This is a genomic window from Jeotgalibacillus haloalkalitolerans (genome assembly GCF_034427455.1).
Taxonomy (GTDB): domain Bacteria; phylum Bacillota; class Bacilli; order Bacillales; family Jeotgalibacillaceae; genus Jeotgalibacillus; species Jeotgalibacillus haloalkalitolerans.
In genome coordinates, this window is sequence record NZ_JAXQNN010000001.1 from 30,632 (window position 1) to 50,501 (window position 19,870).

At 44.9% G+C, this 19,870-nt stretch carries 14 protein-coding genes and 3 tRNA genes; 14 read left to right on the forward strand and 3 right to left on the reverse strand.

What is annotated here, in order from left to right:
* Positions 1-184: 184 nt before the first annotated feature.
* The 6 genes from UFB30_RS00170 (at position 185) to UFB30_RS00195 (ending at position 9,188) form a co-directional block, all read left to right on the forward strand.
* Positions 185-2,203, forward strand: a complete 2,019-nt coding sequence (locus tag UFB30_RS00170; RefSeq protein WP_322419654.1) for a methyl-accepting chemotaxis protein — start codon at positions 185-187, stop codon at positions 2,201-2,203.
* A gap of 174 nt (positions 2,204-2,377) precedes the next feature.
* Complete coding sequence (locus UFB30_RS00175; RefSeq protein WP_322419655.1) at positions 2,378-3,316, forward strand: YybS family protein; 939 nt, start codon at positions 2,378-2,380, stop codon at positions 3,314-3,316.
* Positions 3,317-3,394: 78 nt separating this feature from the next.
* Positions 3,395-5,374 (forward strand): DHH family phosphoesterase, encoded by a 1,980-nt coding sequence (locus tag UFB30_RS00180; RefSeq protein WP_322419656.1) that lies wholly within the window; start codon positions 3,395-3,397, stop codon positions 5,372-5,374.
* Positions 5,371-5,817 (forward strand): 50S ribosomal protein L9, encoded by a 447-nt coding sequence (rplI, locus tag UFB30_RS00185; protein ID WP_322419657.1) that lies wholly within the window; start codon positions 5,371-5,373, stop codon positions 5,815-5,817. Before UFB30_RS00180 ends, rplI begins: the two co-directional genes overlap by 4 nt.
* Positions 5,818-5,968: 151 nt before the next feature.
* Positions 5,969-7,333, forward strand: a complete 1,365-nt coding sequence (dnaB, locus tag UFB30_RS00190) for a replicative DNA helicase (RefSeq protein WP_039812921.1) — start codon at positions 5,969-5,971, stop codon at positions 7,331-7,333.
* 559 nt (positions 7,334-7,892) lie between these two features.
* Positions 7,893-9,188 carry an adenylosuccinate synthase gene (locus UFB30_RS00195; RefSeq protein ID WP_322419658.1) on the forward strand — a complete coding sequence of 432 codons (1,296 nt, stop codon included), beginning with the start codon at positions 7,893-7,895 and terminating at the stop codon, positions 9,186-9,188.
* Positions 9,189-9,390: 202 nt separating this feature from the next.
* On the opposite strand, the gene UFB30_RS00200 is transcribed toward UFB30_RS00195, so the two are convergent.
* From UFB30_RS00200 to UFB30_RS00210, 3 genes are all read right to left on the reverse strand, one after another.
* Positions 9,391-10,221, reverse strand: coding sequence for an STAS domain-containing protein (locus tag UFB30_RS00200; protein ID WP_322419659.1), 831 nt, complete (start codon positions 10,219-10,221; stop codon positions 9,391-9,393).
* A 105-nt stretch (positions 10,222-10,326) separates the two neighbouring features.
* Positions 10,327-11,160 (reverse strand): YitT family protein, encoded by an 834-nt coding sequence (locus UFB30_RS00205; protein ID WP_322420521.1) that lies wholly within the window; start codon positions 11,158-11,160, stop codon positions 10,327-10,329.
* A 209-nt stretch (positions 11,161-11,369) separates the two neighbouring features.
* Positions 11,370-12,410, reverse strand: a complete 1,041-nt coding sequence (locus UFB30_RS00210; RefSeq protein WP_322419660.1) for a potassium channel family protein — start codon at positions 12,408-12,410, stop codon at positions 11,370-11,372.
* A 207-nt stretch (positions 12,411-12,617) separates the two neighbouring features.
* Between UFB30_RS00210 and UFB30_RS00215 the strand changes: the two genes are divergently transcribed.
* The 8 genes from UFB30_RS00215 to UFB30_RS00250 all read left to right on the forward strand — a co-directional run bounded on the left by UFB30_RS00215 (position 12,618) and on the right by UFB30_RS00250 (position 19,869).
* A tRNA-Glu gene (locus UFB30_RS00215) sits at positions 12,618-12,692 on the forward strand.
* Positions 12,693-12,719: 27 nt separating this feature from the next.
* Positions 12,720-12,795: transfer RNA gene (locus UFB30_RS00220), tRNA-Asp, on the forward strand.
* 4 nt (positions 12,796-12,799) lie between these two features.
* Positions 12,800-12,872, forward strand: a tRNA-Phe gene (locus UFB30_RS00225).
* A 300-nt stretch (positions 12,873-13,172) separates the two neighbouring features.
* Positions 13,173-14,591: a peptidoglycan DD-metalloendopeptidase family protein gene (locus UFB30_RS00230; protein WP_322419661.1), complete on the forward strand. Its 1,419-nt coding sequence runs from the start codon at positions 13,173-13,175 to the stop codon at positions 14,589-14,591.
* Between the two features lie 535 nt (positions 14,592-15,126).
* On the forward strand, positions 15,127-15,837 hold the full coding sequence (gene yycF, locus UFB30_RS00235; RefSeq protein ID WP_039812910.1) for a response regulator YycF: 711 nt from the start codon (positions 15,127-15,129) through the stop codon (positions 15,835-15,837).
* 6 nt (positions 15,838-15,843) lie between these two features.
* Positions 15,844-17,697: a cell wall metabolism sensor histidine kinase WalK gene (walK, locus tag UFB30_RS00240; protein WP_322419662.1), complete on the forward strand. Its 1,854-nt coding sequence runs from the start codon at positions 15,844-15,846 to the stop codon at positions 17,695-17,697.
* Positions 17,694-19,025, forward strand: a complete 1,332-nt coding sequence (locus tag UFB30_RS00245) for a YycH family regulatory protein (protein ID WP_322419663.1) — start codon at positions 17,694-17,696, stop codon at positions 19,023-19,025. The genes walK and UFB30_RS00245 overlap by 4 nt, the downstream gene beginning before the upstream one ends.
* Complete coding sequence (locus UFB30_RS00250) at positions 19,012-19,869, forward strand: two-component system regulatory protein YycI (protein WP_322419664.1); 858 nt, start codon at positions 19,012-19,014, stop codon at positions 19,867-19,869. Before UFB30_RS00245 ends, UFB30_RS00250 begins: the two co-directional genes overlap by 14 nt.
* Position 19,870 lies beyond the last annotated feature (1 nt).

Consider the following 19,870-nt stretch of genomic DNA (forward strand, 5'->3'; position numbering starts at 1 on the left):
TTCCTCTCTATAGCCACTACTTTTAACCTACTAAATGTATAATGTCCGAAATTTCTCTCTTTTACCATGACATTTGAACTAAAAATTTTCGCACTCACCTATTCACTTTTTCGTATATGAACCGATGTATATGTATGAGGCAATGAACGCCTGAATATAAAAAGATCAGCATGAGGTGAACAGGGTGAAACTGAAATCTATTAAGACAAAATTAATCATGACAACATCGCTGGTATTGATCGCAGCATTTGCGGTTTTACTGAGCTTAACGGGATGGCAGTTGCATGACCGTACGCAGGAAAATGTTCTGCAGCAGGCTGAAGGAATAGCAGGAGAGCTGAATAACTCTGCTGAGACCTTCCTTGATCAGTATGGACGCAGCATTGAGCAGATCGCTTCAACAACGACTGCACTTCAGTATGCTGAAGCAGCACTTGAAGATGGCGATGCAGCTGCGACAAATGAACTGGAACAGCTGCTTGAGGAATATTTAACAATTTATTCAGATCCATCTTCTATTTATGTAGCGGCGGATAACGGCTCGCTGCTTATTTCTCCGTTTGTCGATTTACCGGCAGACTTTGATGCAACAACGCGTGACTGGTATCAGCAGGCATCAGCAGCACCTGATACGGTCATCTGGAGTGAGCCATACATAGACGAAGCAACGGGGGAGTACGTGATTACGGCTGCAAAAGCCATGCAGAGCGGCTCGCAGCTTGTCGGGGTTGTAGGTGTAGACGTTAAGCTTGGGGACCTGACCACAAAGCTTGGTGAAACGCAGATTGGCTATAATGGTTATCCATTTGTATTATCAGGTGAAGGTGTCGCGCTTGTGCACCCGACACTTCAAAGTGAAAATCTGATGGAATATGGTTTTATTCAGGAGATTTTTGCTGACGAGAACGAAACAGGAAGCGTGGAATACGAACTGGACGGCGCTGATAAGCTGATGGTCTATTCAACTGCGGAAAATACAGGCTGGAAAATCGGTGTCGCATTTGACCAGTCGGATATTGCAGCGGAATCAATCTCTATTTTGACGCTGTTATTAATCATTGGTGTTGTCACACTGGTGATTGCAGCCGTGATTATGTCACTTGTAGCAGGCAGGTTCTCAAAACCGATCGTCGCGTTGAGTCATTCTGTGCGTGAAGTGGCAAATGGGGACCTTAGTACGCGCGCAAATGTGAAATCTGATGATGAGATTGGCGAGCTTGGTACCCAATTCAACATGATGGTCGATCATATGAATGAGATCTTAACAACGGTCAAATCATCTGTTGAAGAGGTGCGCGGATCTGCTGAGGGCTTAAGTGCTGTAGCAGAGGAGACAAATGCTTCAAGTGAGCAGGTGGCAAGTGCAGTGGGTGACATTGCTGATGGTGCGACCCAGTCTGCAGAGGAAGCAGATGAAGCGAACCGTCAGTCACAGACACTTGGTGAAAAGATCAATGCGATTTCTGAGCAGTCTAAGCAGATGTCTGAAGTGGCAAGTGAAGCGGGCAGTGTGAATGCGAGCGGTATCAGTCAGATGAAGCAGCTGAAGGAATACCATACGTCTTCTACAGAATTTATTCAGTCAATGGAATCTGTGATTCAGGATCTTGAGACGAAAGTTCAGACGATTGAAAGCGTCATGGCCACCATCACAGAGATTTCCTCTCAGACGAACCTGCTGGCACTTAACGCTTCAATTGAGGCGGCGCGTGCAGGTGAGCATGGTAAAGGGTTCGCAGTGGTTGCTGATGAGGTCAGAAAGCTTGCAGAGCAGTCAGTGCGTGCAACGGATGAAGTGAAGCAGACGATTGCAGATATCCAGGGCAGCTCAAAGCGTGCGGTCAGTGAAATGGGGCGCACAAAAGAGAACTTTGATCATCAGTCAATCGTTGTTGAACAGACCAATGATATTTTTGACCAGATGTCTGATTTTATGGGCACGATGGAAACGTCTATTCTTGCTGTTTACCGTGAAATTCAGGACGTATCAGCAAGCAAGGAAGCAGTCACGCGTGTCATTCAGGAAATGGCTGCGATGGCTGAAGAAACAGCCGCATCATGCGAAGAGGTGGCAGCTTCAACGGATGAGCAGGTCAGAGCCATTCAGACCGTTACTGAATCTGCAGAGCGGTTAAGTGAGCTGAGCGATGACCTGCAGCAGGCAGTCAACCGCTTCAGGCTTGATGAACAAAAAGAAGCTTAAACACGAATCCTCCGGGTCTATTTGACCTGGGGGATTTTTATATTTATCAAACCGGTGAACGGAACAGGCGGTTAATTCAATACAAAAAGAGGCTGCGGGTTGAAGGAGAGCAGTATGACAGATAAAATGAGTAGATGGATATAGTGGTTGAATGAGAAAAATAGAGGTGTATGAATGAACAATACAAATACGTTAAAGCTGACTGAAGGCGCAATGATGACTGCTTTTTTTGCCGTGTTATTACTGATCACGGTGTATGTGCCGTTTATTTCAATCGCGTCAGCTTTCTTTTTACTGCTGCCATTTTTACTATACAGCGTGAAATATTCGATTCGCGCTTCACTTGTGATGCTTGCTGCGTCAATTGGTGTCGCTGCCATTGTTGGCGGACCGATCTCGATCCCGGTTGCGATTTTATACGGAACAACCGGTGTGATGATGGGCTGGCTGGTCCAGCAGGGTAAAAGCAAATTTATGATTTTTATGATTTCAACGCTTGTGTTTGTTGTAAATATCGTGGTTCAATATTTATTTTCGATTCTGCTTCTTGGCATTAATATGATCGATGAGTTTATTACATTAATGGATGACTCCCTGGAGCAGGCGATCGCTGTCTATACGGCTGCAGGCATTGATACAGGTGATGTACAGGAGCAGTTTGCACAAATTATGCTGGCTTTTGAAACGCTGCTGCCATCATTAATTATCATGTCTTCAGCATTGCTGATCTGGATCATGATGATTATCAACTTCCCGCTCGTTAAGCGGATTGCGAAAAAGGATATGCCTAAATTCGATGCATTCCGCAACCTGTCGCTGCCTAAAAACGTGATCTGGTACTACCTGATTATCCTGCTGACAGCACTCATTGCAACGCCTGAGCAGGGCACAATGTTTGCGTACGCTTTAATCAATCTGCAGTTTGGATTTGAACTGCTGATGATCCTGCAGGGTCTGGCTTTCATCCATTTCTACGGCCATTTAAAGGGATGGAACAGGGGGCTTCTGGTGATTTTGACCATTTTAGGCGTATTGATCAATCCATTGACGCGAATTTTAGGTATAATAGACTTAGGTTTTGATTTAAGAAAACGGATCACTGAAAAGAAGTAGACGCACATTCTTTTTGGTGGATGGATAAGATAGAGCATATATCATGCAAACGGGTGAACCGTTTTGGGAGCTGAAGGCATGCCAACATATTTTCAACACCGGATTTTACGCCGGCTGCTGCTTGGGCTTACAGTGATTGTCTTTTTAATTGCGGCGGTATTATTTCTATATAACTGGATGTTCGCGGTCGGTACGCTGATTCTGGCAGTGCCTGTATTGTGGTTCGCTTTTGTCTTTGAAAAGCGTTTCTTCAATGACACTGAAGAATATATCTCCACCCTTTCCTACAGGGTTAAAAGGGTCGGGGAAGAAGCGCTGATGGAAATGCCGGTTGGAATCCTGCTGTATAATGACGATTTTTACGTTGAGTGGGCGAATCCGTATTTAACGGCTTTCATTGAAGACGGCACGATGATCGGCCGCTCTTTATATGATGTGGCGGACGTACTTGTACCGGTGATCAAAAAAGAAGGCAGCATTGAAGAGACGGTCTCCTGGCAGGGACGGATTTTCCGTATCATCCATAAGCAGGATGAAAAGCTGCTGTACTTTTTTGATGTCACAGAGCAGTCAGAAGTCGAAGAGCAGTATGAAGCAGACCGGACCGTGATCTCGGTCATCTTTTTAGATAACTATGATGAACTGACGCAGGGGATGGATGACTCTGCGCGCAGTAATATTAACAGTGCGGTGACCACGCTGCTGAACCAGTGGGCGATGGAGCACGATATTTATGTGAAAAGGGTCTCATCTGACCGTTTCCTTGCCGTCATGAATGAACGTATTTTACGTGAACTGGAGTATGAAAAATTCACTATCCTGGATTCAATCCGTGAGATGACGTCTAAGCAGAATGTGCCGCTGACGCTCAGTATAGGGATTGGATCAGGCGCTGAGACGCTTCCTGAGCTCGGTCGTCAGGCGCAGTCGAGTCTTGACCTTGCCCTGGGCCGCGGTGGCGATCAGGTGGTCATTAATCAGGCAAACGGGAAAGTAAAGTTTTACGGCGGGAAGACCAATCCGATGGAAAAGCGTACGCGTGTACGTGCGCGCGTGATCTCCCATGCACTGCGTGAACTGATTGTCAGCAGTGATAAAGTCATTGTGATGGGTCATAAGCGTCCGGATATGGATGCAGTCGGAGCGGCAATCGGCGTCAGAAAGATTGCACAGATGAATCAGCGTGAAGGCTTTGTTGCACTGAATTTCACAGAGATCGACAGCGGGGTAAACCGTCTGATTGATGAGATAAAGACCAAGCCGGATTTATTCTCGCATATCATTACGCCTGAAGAGGCACTTGATATGGTGACAGACGATACACTGCTGGTGATTGTCGATACGCACAAGCCGAGTCTTGTCATTGAAGAAAAGCTGTTAAATAAAGCGGAAAAAGTGGTAGTCATTGACCACCACCGCCGCGGAGAAGAGTTTATTGAGAACCCGCTCCTTGTTTATATGGAGCCTTATGCTTCTTCAACGGCAGAGCTTGTCACTGAACTGCTTGATTATCAGCCGAAAACAGAGAAAATCACAATGCTTGAAGCCACTGCGCTTCTTGCTGGTATAATAGTGGATACAAAAAGCTTCACGATGCGTACGGGTTCCCGGACGTTTGATGCGGCATCATATCTCAGAACGCTTGGAGCGGATACCGTACTCGTTCAGCAGTTCTTAAGAGAAGACGTGACGACCTATGTAGAGCGGGCGCGCCTTGTGGAGACGGTCACCTTTTACAAGCATGGCATGGCCATTGCCTTTGGTGAGGATGAACGCGTACACGATTCGGTGATTATTGCCCAGGCAGCTGATACGCTGCTCCAAATGGAAGACGTGGCTGCTTCATTTGTCGTTGCTTTCCGTGATGAAGGTGTCGTCGGCATCAGTGCCCGTTCACTCGGCACAGTCAACGTGCAGCTGATCATGGAAAAACTGAATGGCGGAGGTCACCTGACCAATGCAGCCACCCAGCTCCGGGACGTTACGATTGATGAAGCTGTAGAACAGTTGAAGCAGGCAATCAATGAACACATCGAAGGAGGAACTGAAGAATCATGAAAGTAATTTTCCTACAGGACGTTAAAGGTAAAGGTAAAAAAGGCGAAGTGAAAAATGTTGCAGACGGATATGCGCACAACTATCTACTGAAAAATAATCTGGCTGCTGAAGCAAACGCAGGAAATGTCAGCCAGCTGAATGCTCAAAAGAAAAAGAAGGAGCAGGAAGCGCAGCAGGTGCTTGAAGAAGCAAAGCAGCTGAAGGCGAAAATGGAGGAGCTGACGGTTGAACTGACAGCGAAATCCGGTGAAGACGGCCGTCTGTTCGGCTCAGTTACATCAAAACAGATTGCTGAAGAACTGAAAAAAACGCACGGCATCAAAGTCGATAAGCGTAAAATCGAACTCAGCGATGCAATCCGTTCACTCGGTTACACAAACGTACCGGTGAAAATTCATAACGAAGTAACTGCGACTGTAAAGGTTCACGTAACTGAGGAATAATTTAGGGTCTTCTGAAACCAAACGCATCCATGATATACTGAAACTATCAAAATGGATCAAATAGAGACAAATAAAAGTGCCGGGACTGTGCGAATTTCCTGAGGGAAGCATAGTGCCGGCATTTTATACAGCAACACAGGAGGGATCCGACGTGAATGAACAGTATGCGGACCGAATGCCGCCGCAAAATATAGAAGCCGAGCAGGCCGTGCTTGGCGCCATCTTTTTAGAACCTCAGTCACTGATATCTGCGCAGGAAGTCCTCATGCCCGAAGATTTTTACCGCAGTGCCCACCAGCGTATTTTTGACGTCATGATCAGCTTGAGTGATAAAGGAAAAGCGATTGACCTCGTCACAGTTACAGAAGAGCTTGCAGCCATGAAAGAGCTTGAAGACGTTGGCGGCATCTCCTATTTAACAGACCTTGCAGGCTTTGTACCGACTGCAGCCAACCTTGAATATTACGCGCATATCGTTGAAGAAAAAGCGCTTTTACGAAGACTGATCCGCACAGCGACCACAATCGCACAGGACGGCTATGCGCGTGAGGATGAAGTTGAAAACCTTTTAGCTGAAGCCGAGCGTAACATCATGGAAGTCGCGAACCGTAAAAACACAAGTGCCTTCCACTCTATGAAGGACGTGCTCGTGCGGACCTATGATAATATCGAGATGCTTAACAGCACGCAGGGGGATATTACAGGAATTGCGACAGGCTTTAATGAGCTTGACCGCATGACAGCAGGCTTCCAGCGGAACGATCTGATCATCGTGGCAGCCCGTCCATCAGTTGGTAAGACCGCATTTGCTCTGAATATTGCACAAAACGTTGCCACCAAAACCGGTGAAAACGTTGCGATCTTCAGTCTTGAGATGGGCGCCGAGCAGCTTGTTATGCGTATGCTCTGTGCTGAAGGCAATATCAACGCCCAGAACCTGCGTACAGGTGCACTCACAGATGAGGATTGGCGCAAGCTGACCATGGCGATGGGAAGTCTGTCAAACGCCGGTATCTATATTGATGACACGCCTGGTGTACGTGTACAGGATATCCGCGCAAAGTGCCGCCGTCTGAAGCAGGAACACGGACTCGGTATGATTCTGATTGACTACATGCAGCTGATCCACGGTACCGGAAAACCCGGCGAGAACCGTCAGCAGGAAGTATCTGAAATTTCCCGTTCCCTGAAAGGACTCGCGCGTGAGCTTGAAGTGCCGGTTATTGCACTGTCTCAGCTGTCACGTGGTGTTGAATCCCGTCAGGACAAGCGTCCGATGATGTCTGACTTACGTGAATCAGGAAGTATTGAGCAGGATGCCGATATCGTTGCCTTCCTTTACCGTGATGACTATTACGATAAAGAAAGTGAAAACCAGAATACGATTGAAATCATTATTGCCAAGCAGCGTAACGGCCCGGTTGGTACGGTATCACTTGCCTTTATTAAAGAATATAACAAATTCGTTAACCTCGAGCGGCGACTTGACGATCCGAGTATGCCGCCTGGTGCGTAAAGCCTCCTTTATGGGGGCTTTTTTAGTTTGTGGCTGGATGCGTCGAGTGCTGTATGTTTGCTGTTGAGTGACATGTTTTGCCGGTTGAGGTAGCGATACACCCGGGTTGAGTGCACAGTATTGCGCGTTGAGTGTCGTGATAGCCGGATTGACTGCAGCATTCCGCCACTCGGACGTTGCATCCGCTTAAAGCACCAGCCCCTCTTCATGCCTTTAAGAAACCAGAAGCCTGTTACCTAAGTGCATCAAGTGCCGGACTGAGAGACAGAGGTAGCAATGACAACTGATCTCTTGTAGCCATTTTCACTGAACTTGTAGCGATACACCCGGGTTTCTGTAACTTTTCACCCTAAACGTGTAGCAATCGCGCCCAAATGCTGTCACATTCCCGCAAATCCGCACCACACCCGCCAGTAAACCTTTTCAATGATCGAAATAAACGAATATAAATTCCTATTTAACCAAAAATGTTCGTCTTTACATTGACTGACCCTCTAATGACTGGTAAACTGTTCTTGTTTGATAAAAAGGGTGTAACAGCCTGACGGAGGTGCGTTCCATGTCTTCAGTAGTTGTCGTAGGAACTCAATGGGGAGATGAAGGAAAGGGTAAGATCACTGACTTTCTCTCAGAACATGCAGAAGTAATTGCACGCTATCAGGGCGGTAATAATGCAGGTCATACAATTAAATTTGATGGTGAAACATATAAGCTGCATCTTATTCCATCAGGGATCTTTTATAAAGATAAAATCTCTGTGATCGGTAATGGAATGGTTGTAGATCCAAAAGCGCTTGTGAAGGAGCTTAAGTATCTTCATGACCGCGGTGTCAGCACAGAAAATCTGCGTATCAGCAACCGTGCACACGTGATTCTTCCTTACCACTTAAAGCTTGATGAAGTGGAAGAAGATCGCAAAGGTGCAAACAAAATCGGTACAACGAAAAAAGGAATCGGTCCTGCCTACATGGATAAAGCAGCGCGTGCCGGTATCCGTATTGCTGACCTTTTAGATAAAGAGTCATTTAAAGAAAAGCTTGAACACAACCTTGCTGAAAAGAATCGTATGCTTGAGCGCTTCTATGAAGTGGAAGGCTTTACGATGGAAGATATTTTCGAAGAATACTATGAATATGGTCAGCAGATCGCGAAATATGTATGCGATACATCTGTTGTATTGAATGATGCACTTGATGAAGCGCGCCGCGTGCTTTTTGAAGGAGCACAGGGTGTTATGCTTGATATTGATCAGGGTACATACCCATTTGTTACATCTTCAAATCCGGTAGCGGGTGGCGTTACAATCGGTTCAGGTGTTGGTCCGACAAAAATCGGTCACGTTGTAGGTGTATCTAAAGCTTATACAACACGTGTCGGTGATGGTCCGTTCCCAACTGAACTGCATGATGAAATCGGCAGCCAGATCCGTGAAGTCGGCCGTGAATATGGTACAACGACAGGACGTGCGCGCCGCGTCGGCTGGTTCGACAGCGTTGTTGTACGTCACGCACGCCGCGTAAGTGGACTGACAGACCTTTCACTGAACTCAATTGATGTATTAACAGGCATCAAAACGCTGAAAATCTGTACATCTTACCGCCTTGGTGATGAGATCATTACAGAATATCCGGCAAACCTTCGCACACTTGCGAAATGTGAGCCGATCTATGAAGAGCTTCCAGGCTGGGACGAAGACATCACAGGCGTCCGCTCACTTGATGAGCTTCCTGAAAATGCACGTCACTACCTTGAGCGCGTCTCACAACTGACAGGCATCCCGCTATCAATCTTCTCAGTAGGACCTGACCGTACACAGACAAATGTTGTGAAAAGTGTGTGGAGAGTAGAGAAATAAGAAAAGCGTAAGGCGCTCGTTCAGCTCCGACAGGCATAAGATGCGCAGCGAGAAAAGGGTGAACTTTCCCTTTTTCGCTGTGTAGCTTATGACCCGAGGAGCTAGCGCCTGGAGCTGGATCAAAAGAAAAGTGGAAGCAGGCGTTCAGCCTCAAAACTGATATAAAAAGGGTATCTGCCATCAACGGCAGATACCCTTTTTGCTATAAAATCTCCACGTCCCAATTCTTAATGGCCTGCTCTACATTAGAGAACGTCTGAATATCTTTAAAAGAAATTCCATTTAACACTATATGCTGCGCAAGCTCAGGACGCAGACCACTCACATTCACGTCAATTCCGAGCAGCTTCAGCACGTTAGTAATATCAAATACATGACCTGCCACTTCATTATCAATTGTCACAATCCCTGAGAAATCAATGATGACACAATCAAGATCCATGTCACTGATCGCAGGAATCGTCTTTGTCATCAGATGCTCAGCCCTTGCTGAATCAATTTTTCCGACCAGTGGAAGGACGACCACACCTGGCTGAATCGGTACGATCGGTGCGGAAAGCTCAAGGATTTCTTTGCGGCTCTCTTCATTGATCCGGTTCTTATACCTTTCAAACAAAAGGATGGATTCCCTCATATTAATATCCAGAATAAAGTTTAACCGGTTTAATACAAAAAGCGTGTCCTTTGTTGACAGCTCCATTTGTAAACAGATGGTTCCAATTAAATCGCTGAAGTACATTCTGGTATCCGGATAAGGACGGATGAGAGAAGAAAGCTTATCCATCATTGATACCTGTTCTTCAATATTTTCCCGGCTCCATTTTAAAAACTTTTCCTCCACTGATATCTCTTCTTCAACATGCAAAGTGTCAGAGAAAAATTTAAAAAAACGGCCATTGTTGCGTCGTGATTCTTCTATCATTGCCTGTGGAATCTCCACATCGACTTTTCCAAGACTATACACCAGAAGTTTTTCTCCAAGCTCTTCTCCATTTTGTTTCAGGTATGAAGCAAAATCCTGAATCGAACCCATGTCAATCCCTCAATTCTGTGATGTAGATGCTCTTTTTGTAGTGTGATATTTTGCAGGTATGCGGCTTGTGTCTGCCGGACCTGAACGCCTGCTTCCACTTTTCTTTTAATGTATCGCTTTTTTCTTAAATCTCCCGCCGCGTACTTCGGCGATGCTGCCGACTGCGAGGAAGGCGGTTGGGTCTATATCTTCTACTATACCCTTCAGTTTAGCCTCTTCAAGCCTTGTAATAACACAAAAAACAACTTTTTTCTGATGCAGTGTGAATCCGCCCTGACCGTTCAGATAGGTTACACCGCGTCCGAGCCGATCAATGATGGCATCGCCAATTTCAATATAATTGTCACTGATGATCCATGCTGCTTTTGATTCGTCCATTCCCTGAATGACAATGTCAATCGTTTTAAATGCAATAAAATATGCAATCAATGAATACATCGCGCGGTCCCAGCCGAACACAAATCCTGCAACAGTGAAGATGAATAAGTTAAAAAACATAATCATTTCCCCGACAGAAAAAGGGAGGTTTTTATTGAATAATATTGCGAGAATTTCTGTGCCATCAAGTGAGCCGCCATACCTGATCACAATTCCGACGCCTGCACCAAGTACAATGCCGCCAAAAACTGTGGCAAGCAGCAAATCATCAGTGAAAACCTCAACACTGTGAAGGAGATAAGTGGAGATTGATAATACAGAAATACCAAGCAGCGTGGAAAGTGCAAATGTTTTTCCAATCTGCTTATAGCCAATAAAGAAAAAAGGAATATTCAGTATAAAAATAAAAAGTCCAAGCTTCCATCCGGTTAAGTAAGAAAGAATAATAGATATACCAACAATCCCGCCATCAAGTACCTGATTGGGTACCAGAAACAGTTCCAGTCCGACGGCCATCATGATTGCCCCAATAATAATAAAGAAGACACGTTTACTAATCATTTTCAATGAGAGCTTTTTATGCTGACTCCTTTTCTTAGCAGAAACAGGAGGCAGTTCGTGCTTTTTACGCTTACCCGGCAATATGCATCCCTCCTGGTGGTATGATTGTTACCATTATACACGAGGTTCTTTCTCAAAAGTACTTTCATATTAAATAGACCCCATCTTCAGGCTGATAAAAATCCAAATAAAAAACCCGCTGCTGCGGGTCATTCAACTGTTTCATATAAAACGTTCAGGCGCTTATAAGTTTTCTCGTCACAGATCACATATAAGTTATCATCCTTTTTCAAGGGTTTTTTAATGGCCTCTTTAAAATCCATATCTTCATTGACTGCAATCAGTACTGCCCCGTCATCCAGCAGCTTCTGCGATGCATCGCGATATGTTTTCCACGTGTCCTTCGCTTTGATTACATAAATGTTATTACCGAATCGTTTACTGAGCAGCTGTCTGAAAATCGTTGTTGTACCTGGCTGGAGGGTTGCTTTTGCCATCAGCAGCGACACAGAGTCATCTGACAGTATGAAATCATCCACCCTGATATGATTAAACTTAGAAATATGACGCTCCTCGCAAATCTCTACAATCGTCTGGATATCAACCTGATGCGCTACCGATAGCGCTTCAACTGCAGATGCAATGAGCAGGCTTTTTCCATCTCTTAAGATGGTATCTTCAATTGCAGGATCTGAAAAGATCGCCACTCTCTTTGCCTCAGTGATATTTGCTTTATGCAGAATCCTTTCTTCTGACGGATCCCCGCTGATAAAATGCACTTTATCATCCGGCATAGGTGTTTCATCTGTATTCTCGACAAGAACGATTTCAGCACCGTTATTGTGATACAGCACTTCTTTAATTGCCTGCTCTGTCTTTTTCGACCAGCCGATATATACGTAGTGACCACTTTTTTTATACACCAGTTTCCCCTCCTTTTTTAAACGCTGATATGTACTGGCTGCTTCAACAATCTTTCCGATCAGAACCCCAATCAGACCAATTCCGAAGATAAACAGAAAAATTCCGACAAGTCTCCCTGCCACTGTAACCGGAAAAAAGTCCCCATATCCGACTGTCGTTAACGTCGTCATGGTCCACCAGAAGCTGTCGAACAGTGTTGGAAATGTTTCGGGCTCTATCCAGTAGACTGAGAATGTTCCAAATAAAATAATAAACGCTGAAAGAATAGCAATTACACGGAAGTCCATTTCAGAAAGCTGCTTCCAGAGCCTGATAAATATATGCATGTTTCATCCCTCCTTTTATATTGTTACGGATTTCTTCATTGAGAAGTTTCATATACAAATTTTAACGTTCTTTCAGCCTGTCGTATACTGCCTTAAAGAGCGAAATAACGGAGATGAAAAAAACCTTAAAAACTTTCAAAAAAAGATTGTCAGCTTTTAAATGGTTATGGTATAGTTAGATTCGTTGCTAAGGCAGCGCCAGATATTGGCCCGTTGGTCAAGTGGTTAAGACACCGCCCTTTCACGGCGGTAACACGGGTTCGAATCCCGTACGGGTCACCACTTATTTCAAAATACATAATACCTTTTGGTCCCGTGGTGTAGCGGTTAACATGCCTGCCTGTCACGCAGGAGATCGCCGGTTCGATCCCGGTCGGGACCGCCATTTAGGCTTTGTAGCTCAGTTGGTAGAGCAATGGACTGAAAATCCATGTGTCGGCGGTTCGATTCCGTCCAAAGCCATAAGATACGCTGCAATCGCGGCGTATTTTTTTATGCCTAAACTTCTACCTATAACCTCTTTTACCTTCTACTAAACATCTCAATTTCATAACAAAAAAATTACAGTCAAAAAATTTTCACTTTTTATACCCCGTCATCATCGTTCAGATCAGTATGTTGGAAAAATATAGATGAAAACTGGTTTTATATCATTTTTTACAGTTAGGCAACAAGCATTGTATCGGAACTTCTATATGGTACATTTGGATGGCGCGTTTTTAAGAGACGCTGATTCAACTATACCTGTTGGAGGATAAGACGATGAAAAACAACAATCTAAAGCGTTCATTTATATATTCAGGCAAAAGCCTTAAAATATTTGCTGCCGGCGTGATGCTATCAACTGCATTATGGGGTTTCGACACAGAGGCTTCAGCTGAGTCACGCGGATTGACAGTGGTTCACCACGTGTATGCAGGTGAAGAATATGTTGGCGTCGTGACTGACCCGGATGACCTGACTGCATGGGCAGAGAAAAAAGAAGAAGAGCTTGAAGAGGAAGTTTCCGGTGATGTAAAACATAACCTGAAGCTGATCCCCGAGCATGTATTTAACCCGCAAACAACAGATCAGCAGCTGGTCGACCAGGCAAAAGAAGCAGCAGCATTTGTAACAGATGCTTATGAAGTGAAGCTTGGCGATGAATCTGTTGCTTATGTTGAAAATGAAAAAGCGGCACAGGAAGCGATCAGACAGCTGAAGTTAACAGCTGTATCTGAAAAAGAGCTGGATCGCTTTGAGAAAGAAGATCTGAGTGAAGAGCTTGAGCCGGGTGACAGCCGTATTACGGATATTGAGCTGAAAGGCATTGGAGAGCAGAATGAAACACAGGTTGAGCCTGACCAGCTTTCCGATCCAAAAGAAGCAGTTGAAAAGCTGTTAGCAGGTACCACTTCCACTGTTGATCACGAGGTGGCTGAAGGTGAAACAAAAGAAGATATTCTTGAACAATACGATATGGATGAAGAAACATTTGATGAACTGAATCCTGATGCAGGGGAACTTTCAGAAGGTGTAATGGTCAGAGCTTCTGAAAAGATCCCGGGTGTAGAAGTTCAGGTAAAAAAAGAGTCACGTGTGAAGGAAACCATTGATTTTGAAGAAGAAGTCAAAGAAGACAGCGGGATGTTCAAAGGTGAATCACGCGTAGAGCAGGAAGGCCAGGAAGGTGAAAAAGTCTATACAGAGCTGATCACTGAAGTAAATGGTGAACAGACTGCTGCATCAACTGAAAATGAAGAAGTCACTAAAGAAGTGAAGAATCATATTGTTTTAGAAGGAACTAAAGAAATCCCGTCTAAAGGAACAGGCTCACTTCAATGGCCTGCTGATGGCGGATATATTTCAAGTCATCAGGGACCTAGATGGGGCGACCATCATAAAGGCATTGATATCGCCAGCCCTGACAGCCTGACAATCAGCAACGTGGATAATGGCGTTGTCGTATCTGCCGGCTTTGAAGGGGATTACGGAAATAAAGTCGTTGTTGATCACAATAACGGTATGCGTACAATCTATGCTCACCTGAGTGAAATTCACGTAGAGCCGGGCCAGACAGTCGGGAAGGGTGAATCACTCGGATTGATGGGAACAACAGGATTTTCTACAGGCATCCATCTTCATTTTGAAGTATATGTAAATGGTGAACTGAAAAACCCGATGGATTATCTGGATTATTAAAAGAAACACTGCTGCCGGTACCGGTTTTACTGAAAAACTGGATGCCGGCAGCAGTTTTGTGTATCTAAGATATCTCTTTAAACAATGGCTGCTGATTTCCGTTTCAGGCGGACGCTTTCCGAACGGCGATTGCTGAGCCTCCTCGGCGCAAGCGCCTGTGGGGTCTCAGCTTCCCGCTACTCGTACCCGAGTCGCCGCCTTCCACTCCAATCATCAGCTATGCAAGTATTATATTACATTTTTTTAATTCAAAAAATCTTTCTAAGCTGACCTTGAAAGTAAGGACGGAGACTCCTGCAGCATAGAAGCGACAGGTGAGACCGTGGAGGGTGAAGCCTGGAAGGGGCTCACCGCGCGGCTGCGGAAAGCGCAGACCTTCACGGAGAGGGGCAGCGGGTTAAAATCAAAAAACCTATTTCCCGGGAAATCACCTGACAAAATCGGGTAAAGAGTGAATTATTAACGTCAACGTGATACATTTACTATAAGACTATATAACACTCAATGATTACGAAAGATAAAGGAGAATCACGAGATGGATAAAAAGATCCTAGTTGTCGACGATGAAAAGCCAATTGCAGATATACTACAATTTAACCTGAAAAAAGAAGGCTATGAAGTTCACTGTGCATATGATGGTGACGAGGCACTTGAAAAGGTTGAAGAAATAAAGCCAGACCTGATCCTGCTTGATATCATGCTTCCGGGAAGAGATGGGATGGAAGTATGCCGTGAAGTACGTAAAAATTATGAAATGCCAATTATTATGCTGACAGCAAAAGACTCCGAGATTGATAAAGTGCTCGGTCTTGAGCTTGGCGCGGATGATTATGTAACAAAGCCTTTCAGTACGCGCGAGCTTGTGGCACGTGTGAAAGCAAATATGCGCCGTCACCAGGCGTTAAAAGGCCAGGTTGAGGAAGAGAACCTGACAAATGAAATTACAGTGGGCGTGCTGACGATTCATCCAGATGCTTACATGGTGACAAAACGCGGTGAGACGATTGAGCTGACACACCGTGAGTTTGAGCTGCTTCATTATTTATCAAAACATATCGGACAGGTAATGACGCGTGAGCACTTGCTTCAGACAGTATGGGGCTATGACTATTATGGTGATGTGCGTACAGTGGATGTAACGGTTCGCCGTCTGCGTGAAAAAATTGAAGACAATCCAAGTCATCCATTATGGATTGTGACGCGCCGTGGTGTCGGTTACTACCTGAGAAATCCGGACCAGGATTAAATTTAAATGAGAAAGGTTAATTTCTTTCAATCAATACATTTAAAGTTTGTGTTGATATACGTACTCCTGATCGCATTAGCCATGCAGATTATTGGTGTTTATTTTGTGCGTGAGCTTGAGGATACGCTGATCGAAAACTTCAAATCGTCAATTGAAGACCGTATGAGCCCGCTGGAATACAGTATTACAGAAGAGATCGATACTGATCTGGCGGGCGAGCGGTCAGATGATGAACCTTCATTACAACAGTCCATCCAAGTATTGCTGGGTGGACTTAATTCTGAAGATATTGAGGAAGTACGGATTATCGACGCAAGAAACCGGGTGCTTGGGACGTCAGATGATAATAACCAGACCGTTGTCGGACAGCGTATGAATAATGAGCTGCTGCAACGGATGTTTATTGAAGGGGGACCACCTCCTAATAATCTGAATGAGACTTACGTGGACCGTGAAAGCGGGGACAGGATGTGGGTGCTCGCGATACCGCTTGTGTCAGGAAGTGATGTCATTGGTGCCATCCATATTGAATCAAGAATTGAAAATGTGTATACACAGATGGATGAGATCAATGGCATCCTGGCCGGTGGAACCGCCATTTCACTCGTAATCACTGCGATACTTGGTGTGCTGCTGGCACAAACCATCACAAGGCCGATTGCAGATATGAGAAGTCATGCTGTAGATATGGCAAAAGGAAATTTCTCAAGGAAAGTAAAAGTATATGGTCATGATGAGATCGGTCAACTGGCCATTACCTTTAATAATTTGACGAAAAGACTTCAGGAAGCACGGGTCACAACTGAAGCAGAAAAACGGAAGCTTTCCAGCGTTCTCAGTTATATGACAGATGGCGTAATCGCGACTGACAGAAGAGGCAGGGTCATCTTAATTAACGATCCTGCGGCAGGAATGCTGAATGTTTCACGTGAAACAGTGCTGTCCATGTCTCTTCCTGAACTGCTTGGTATTGAAGATGAATATTCATTTGAAGACCTTTCAAGTCAAAATGATTCGCTTATTTTGAATTTCGGTACACAGGCAAAGCCTTATATTCTTCGTGCAAACTTCTCTGCAATTCAAAAGGAAACCGGCTTTGTGAGCGGTCTGATTGCGGTTTTGCATGATATTACCGAGCAGGAAAAGATTGATGCAGAGCGCCGCGAGTTTGTAGCGAATGTATCCCATGAGCTCCGGACGCCGCTGACAACGATGCGAAGCTATCTTGAGGCGCTGGCTGAAGGTGCATGGCAGGATGAAGAAATCGCACCGCAGTTTCTTCATACAACCCAGACTGAAACTGAGCGGATGATTCGCCTTGTGAACGATCTGCTGCAGCTGTCTAAAATGGATAGCCGCGACTATCGTTTGAATAAAGAATGGGTAAACTTTATCGCGTTTTATCAGCGGATTATTGACCGCTTTGATATGGGGCGTTCACAGAATGTATCGTTTAAAGTAAAACTGCCAAAGGATCCTGTGTATGTCGAGATCGATACTGATAAAATGACACAGGTGCTCGATAATATTATTTCAAATGCGCTGAAGTATTCTCCGGAAGGCGGTCAGATCGGCTTTAAGGTGGAACTGAAAGAGCGTGAAAAAGAGATTGTTGTCAGCGTGTCAGACCAGGGTGTAGGGATTCCGCGTGAAAACCTGAAAAATATTTTTGAACGCTTTTATCGTGTGGACAAAGCCAGAACAAGACAGCTTGGCGGTACAGGGCTTGGACTTGCGATTGCCAAAGAGATGATTACCGCACACGGTGGTCAGGTCTGGGCTTCAAGTGTGGAAGGAAGAGGGACAACCATTTATTTCACACTGCCATATGATCCGGAAAGTGAGGATGAATGGGCATGATGAAAAGAATGGAGCTTTTAAAGTCAATTTTACTGTCTCTGCTTGTTGTATTAAGCCTGGTGTTAACCTGGAATGTATGGTCATATCAGCCGGCAAGTGAGCCTTATGATGAGTCAGAGACAACGGTTGAGAATGTTTCGATTTCTGAAGAACGTACGACAAGGGATTTAATCCAGCCGTCGCGTTTTCTTGTGCATGGTGAAGTGGCAGTCAGTGGTACTTCGGAGGAAAATAATATCAATACGCTGAACGCACTGATGCAGGAGTGGAGTATTTATAACGTTCAGCAGAATAGCACATTTGATGAAGAGGAATTCCGGAATATTGTCCATGGATCCAATCGCATTGAAATACTTTATCCTGCTGAAATTCCGTTCAGTGCTTATCGTGATATTGTGACTTTTGAAAATAATACACTGCCTGAGGATTCATTTGACCGTGTCGTTATTGATGTGTCGGGTCCGGAGGATACACCGTTTACCGTTTACTTTGTCCATTATGATAACAGGGTGGTTTATGAAGGACGTGTAGATTCAACTTATTTTGAGGACCTGAACAGTGTGATTGTGACGAATGCAGCTGCGATTTATACGCCGCTTTTCGCTTACGAAACAGGTGAACGGACGATTTATCTGCCCGTTGAGCGCAGAGAGTACAGTAAGTATCTTTATAAGATGACGACAATTGATATTAACCTTTTCAGACGGGCACTGTTCCAGAATCCTGATGCTGTAGAGTTGAATCAGTTCGGTTCCTCACGTGATCAGTATTTTGATCAGTCATCGAACTTAATGGAGGTTGACCGTAACAATAATACGCTCAGCTATGTGAATCCGTCTGCAGAGCTTTCCACAGTCGGCAGGGCGGGTGAGCTGTTTCAAAAGAGCAGGCGATTTGTCAATGAGCATGAAGGCTGGGTGGATACGTATTACCTGTATGACCTTGATGCGATGGATCAGGAAGTGACTTTCCGCATGCATGAACAGGGACTGCCGGTTTTTAATGATAACGGCGTTGCTGAAATGTATCAGGAGTGGGGAGAGACGAGAATTCATCAGTATGCACGCTCATTTTTAACAAAACAGTTTGAGATTCCGTCTGAGTCCGATACAGTATCACTTGGTTCAGGCTATGATGCCATTGAAGCCATTGAAAGCATTGAGGATTTCGATCCGGAGCGGCTGCAGGATGTGACAGTCGGCTATTATATGACGAAAAATGATAGTGACAACACGTATACACTTGATCCGGTCTGGTATTACAAATACAATGACAGCTGGGCGCGAGTGCCGGTATTAGGAGGAGGGGATCCGGTTGGATTGGAGTAAAACGAAAACCATCTTTATCGTTGTCTTTCTGATCCTGGACATTTTCCTCCTGATTCTGTTTGTTCAAAAATACAATGACAGCCAGCTGGAAACGATTGGGGACCTTTCAACGACGGAGCGGTTAGCTGGTGAAAATGTAACATTGGGAGAGCTGCCGGATGTAGAAGACAGCAGGCCTTATCTCAATGCTGAATATTATCGTTTTATGAGTTCAGATTTACAGGAGCTTGAGGGACAGACGGCAACAATCCGGGAAGGACAGATTCTTGAGTCGGTGCTGACTGAACCGGTTGCGATTGAAGACCCGGAAAATCCTGAGGAACTGAATGAGCTGTTAGAGGATTATGTGACAAATGGCGGTCAGTATACGTTTTGGGAATACGATGAGGAAGACAATCAGCTGATCTATTTTCAGACGTTTGAAGGGTTAACGCTTTATTACAACCTGAACGCACAAATTGCTGTGCAGCTGAACGGAAATAACGAGGCGATTTCTTATGAGCAGACATACCTGACGTCATTAGAAGAATTTACAGAGGAACAACAGCTTAGAGAGCCAAGGTCAGTACTTGAAACCTTTTATGACCGCAACCTGATCCAGCCGAATTCTACAGCAGTAGACCTGCAGCTTGGCTATTACCCGCTATTTGTACAGGAGACAGGCGGAGATACGGATGAAGGCATTACACAGGTGCTCACCCCTACCTGGAAAATGACGATCGAGAATGAAGACGGCAGCCGGAATGATTTATTTATGAATGCGGTGGACGGGAGTATTTATGATATGTCACAGGTAGACCTTGATTTCGAACAGCTGGAAGAAGAAGACGAAATTGCGGAGTGAA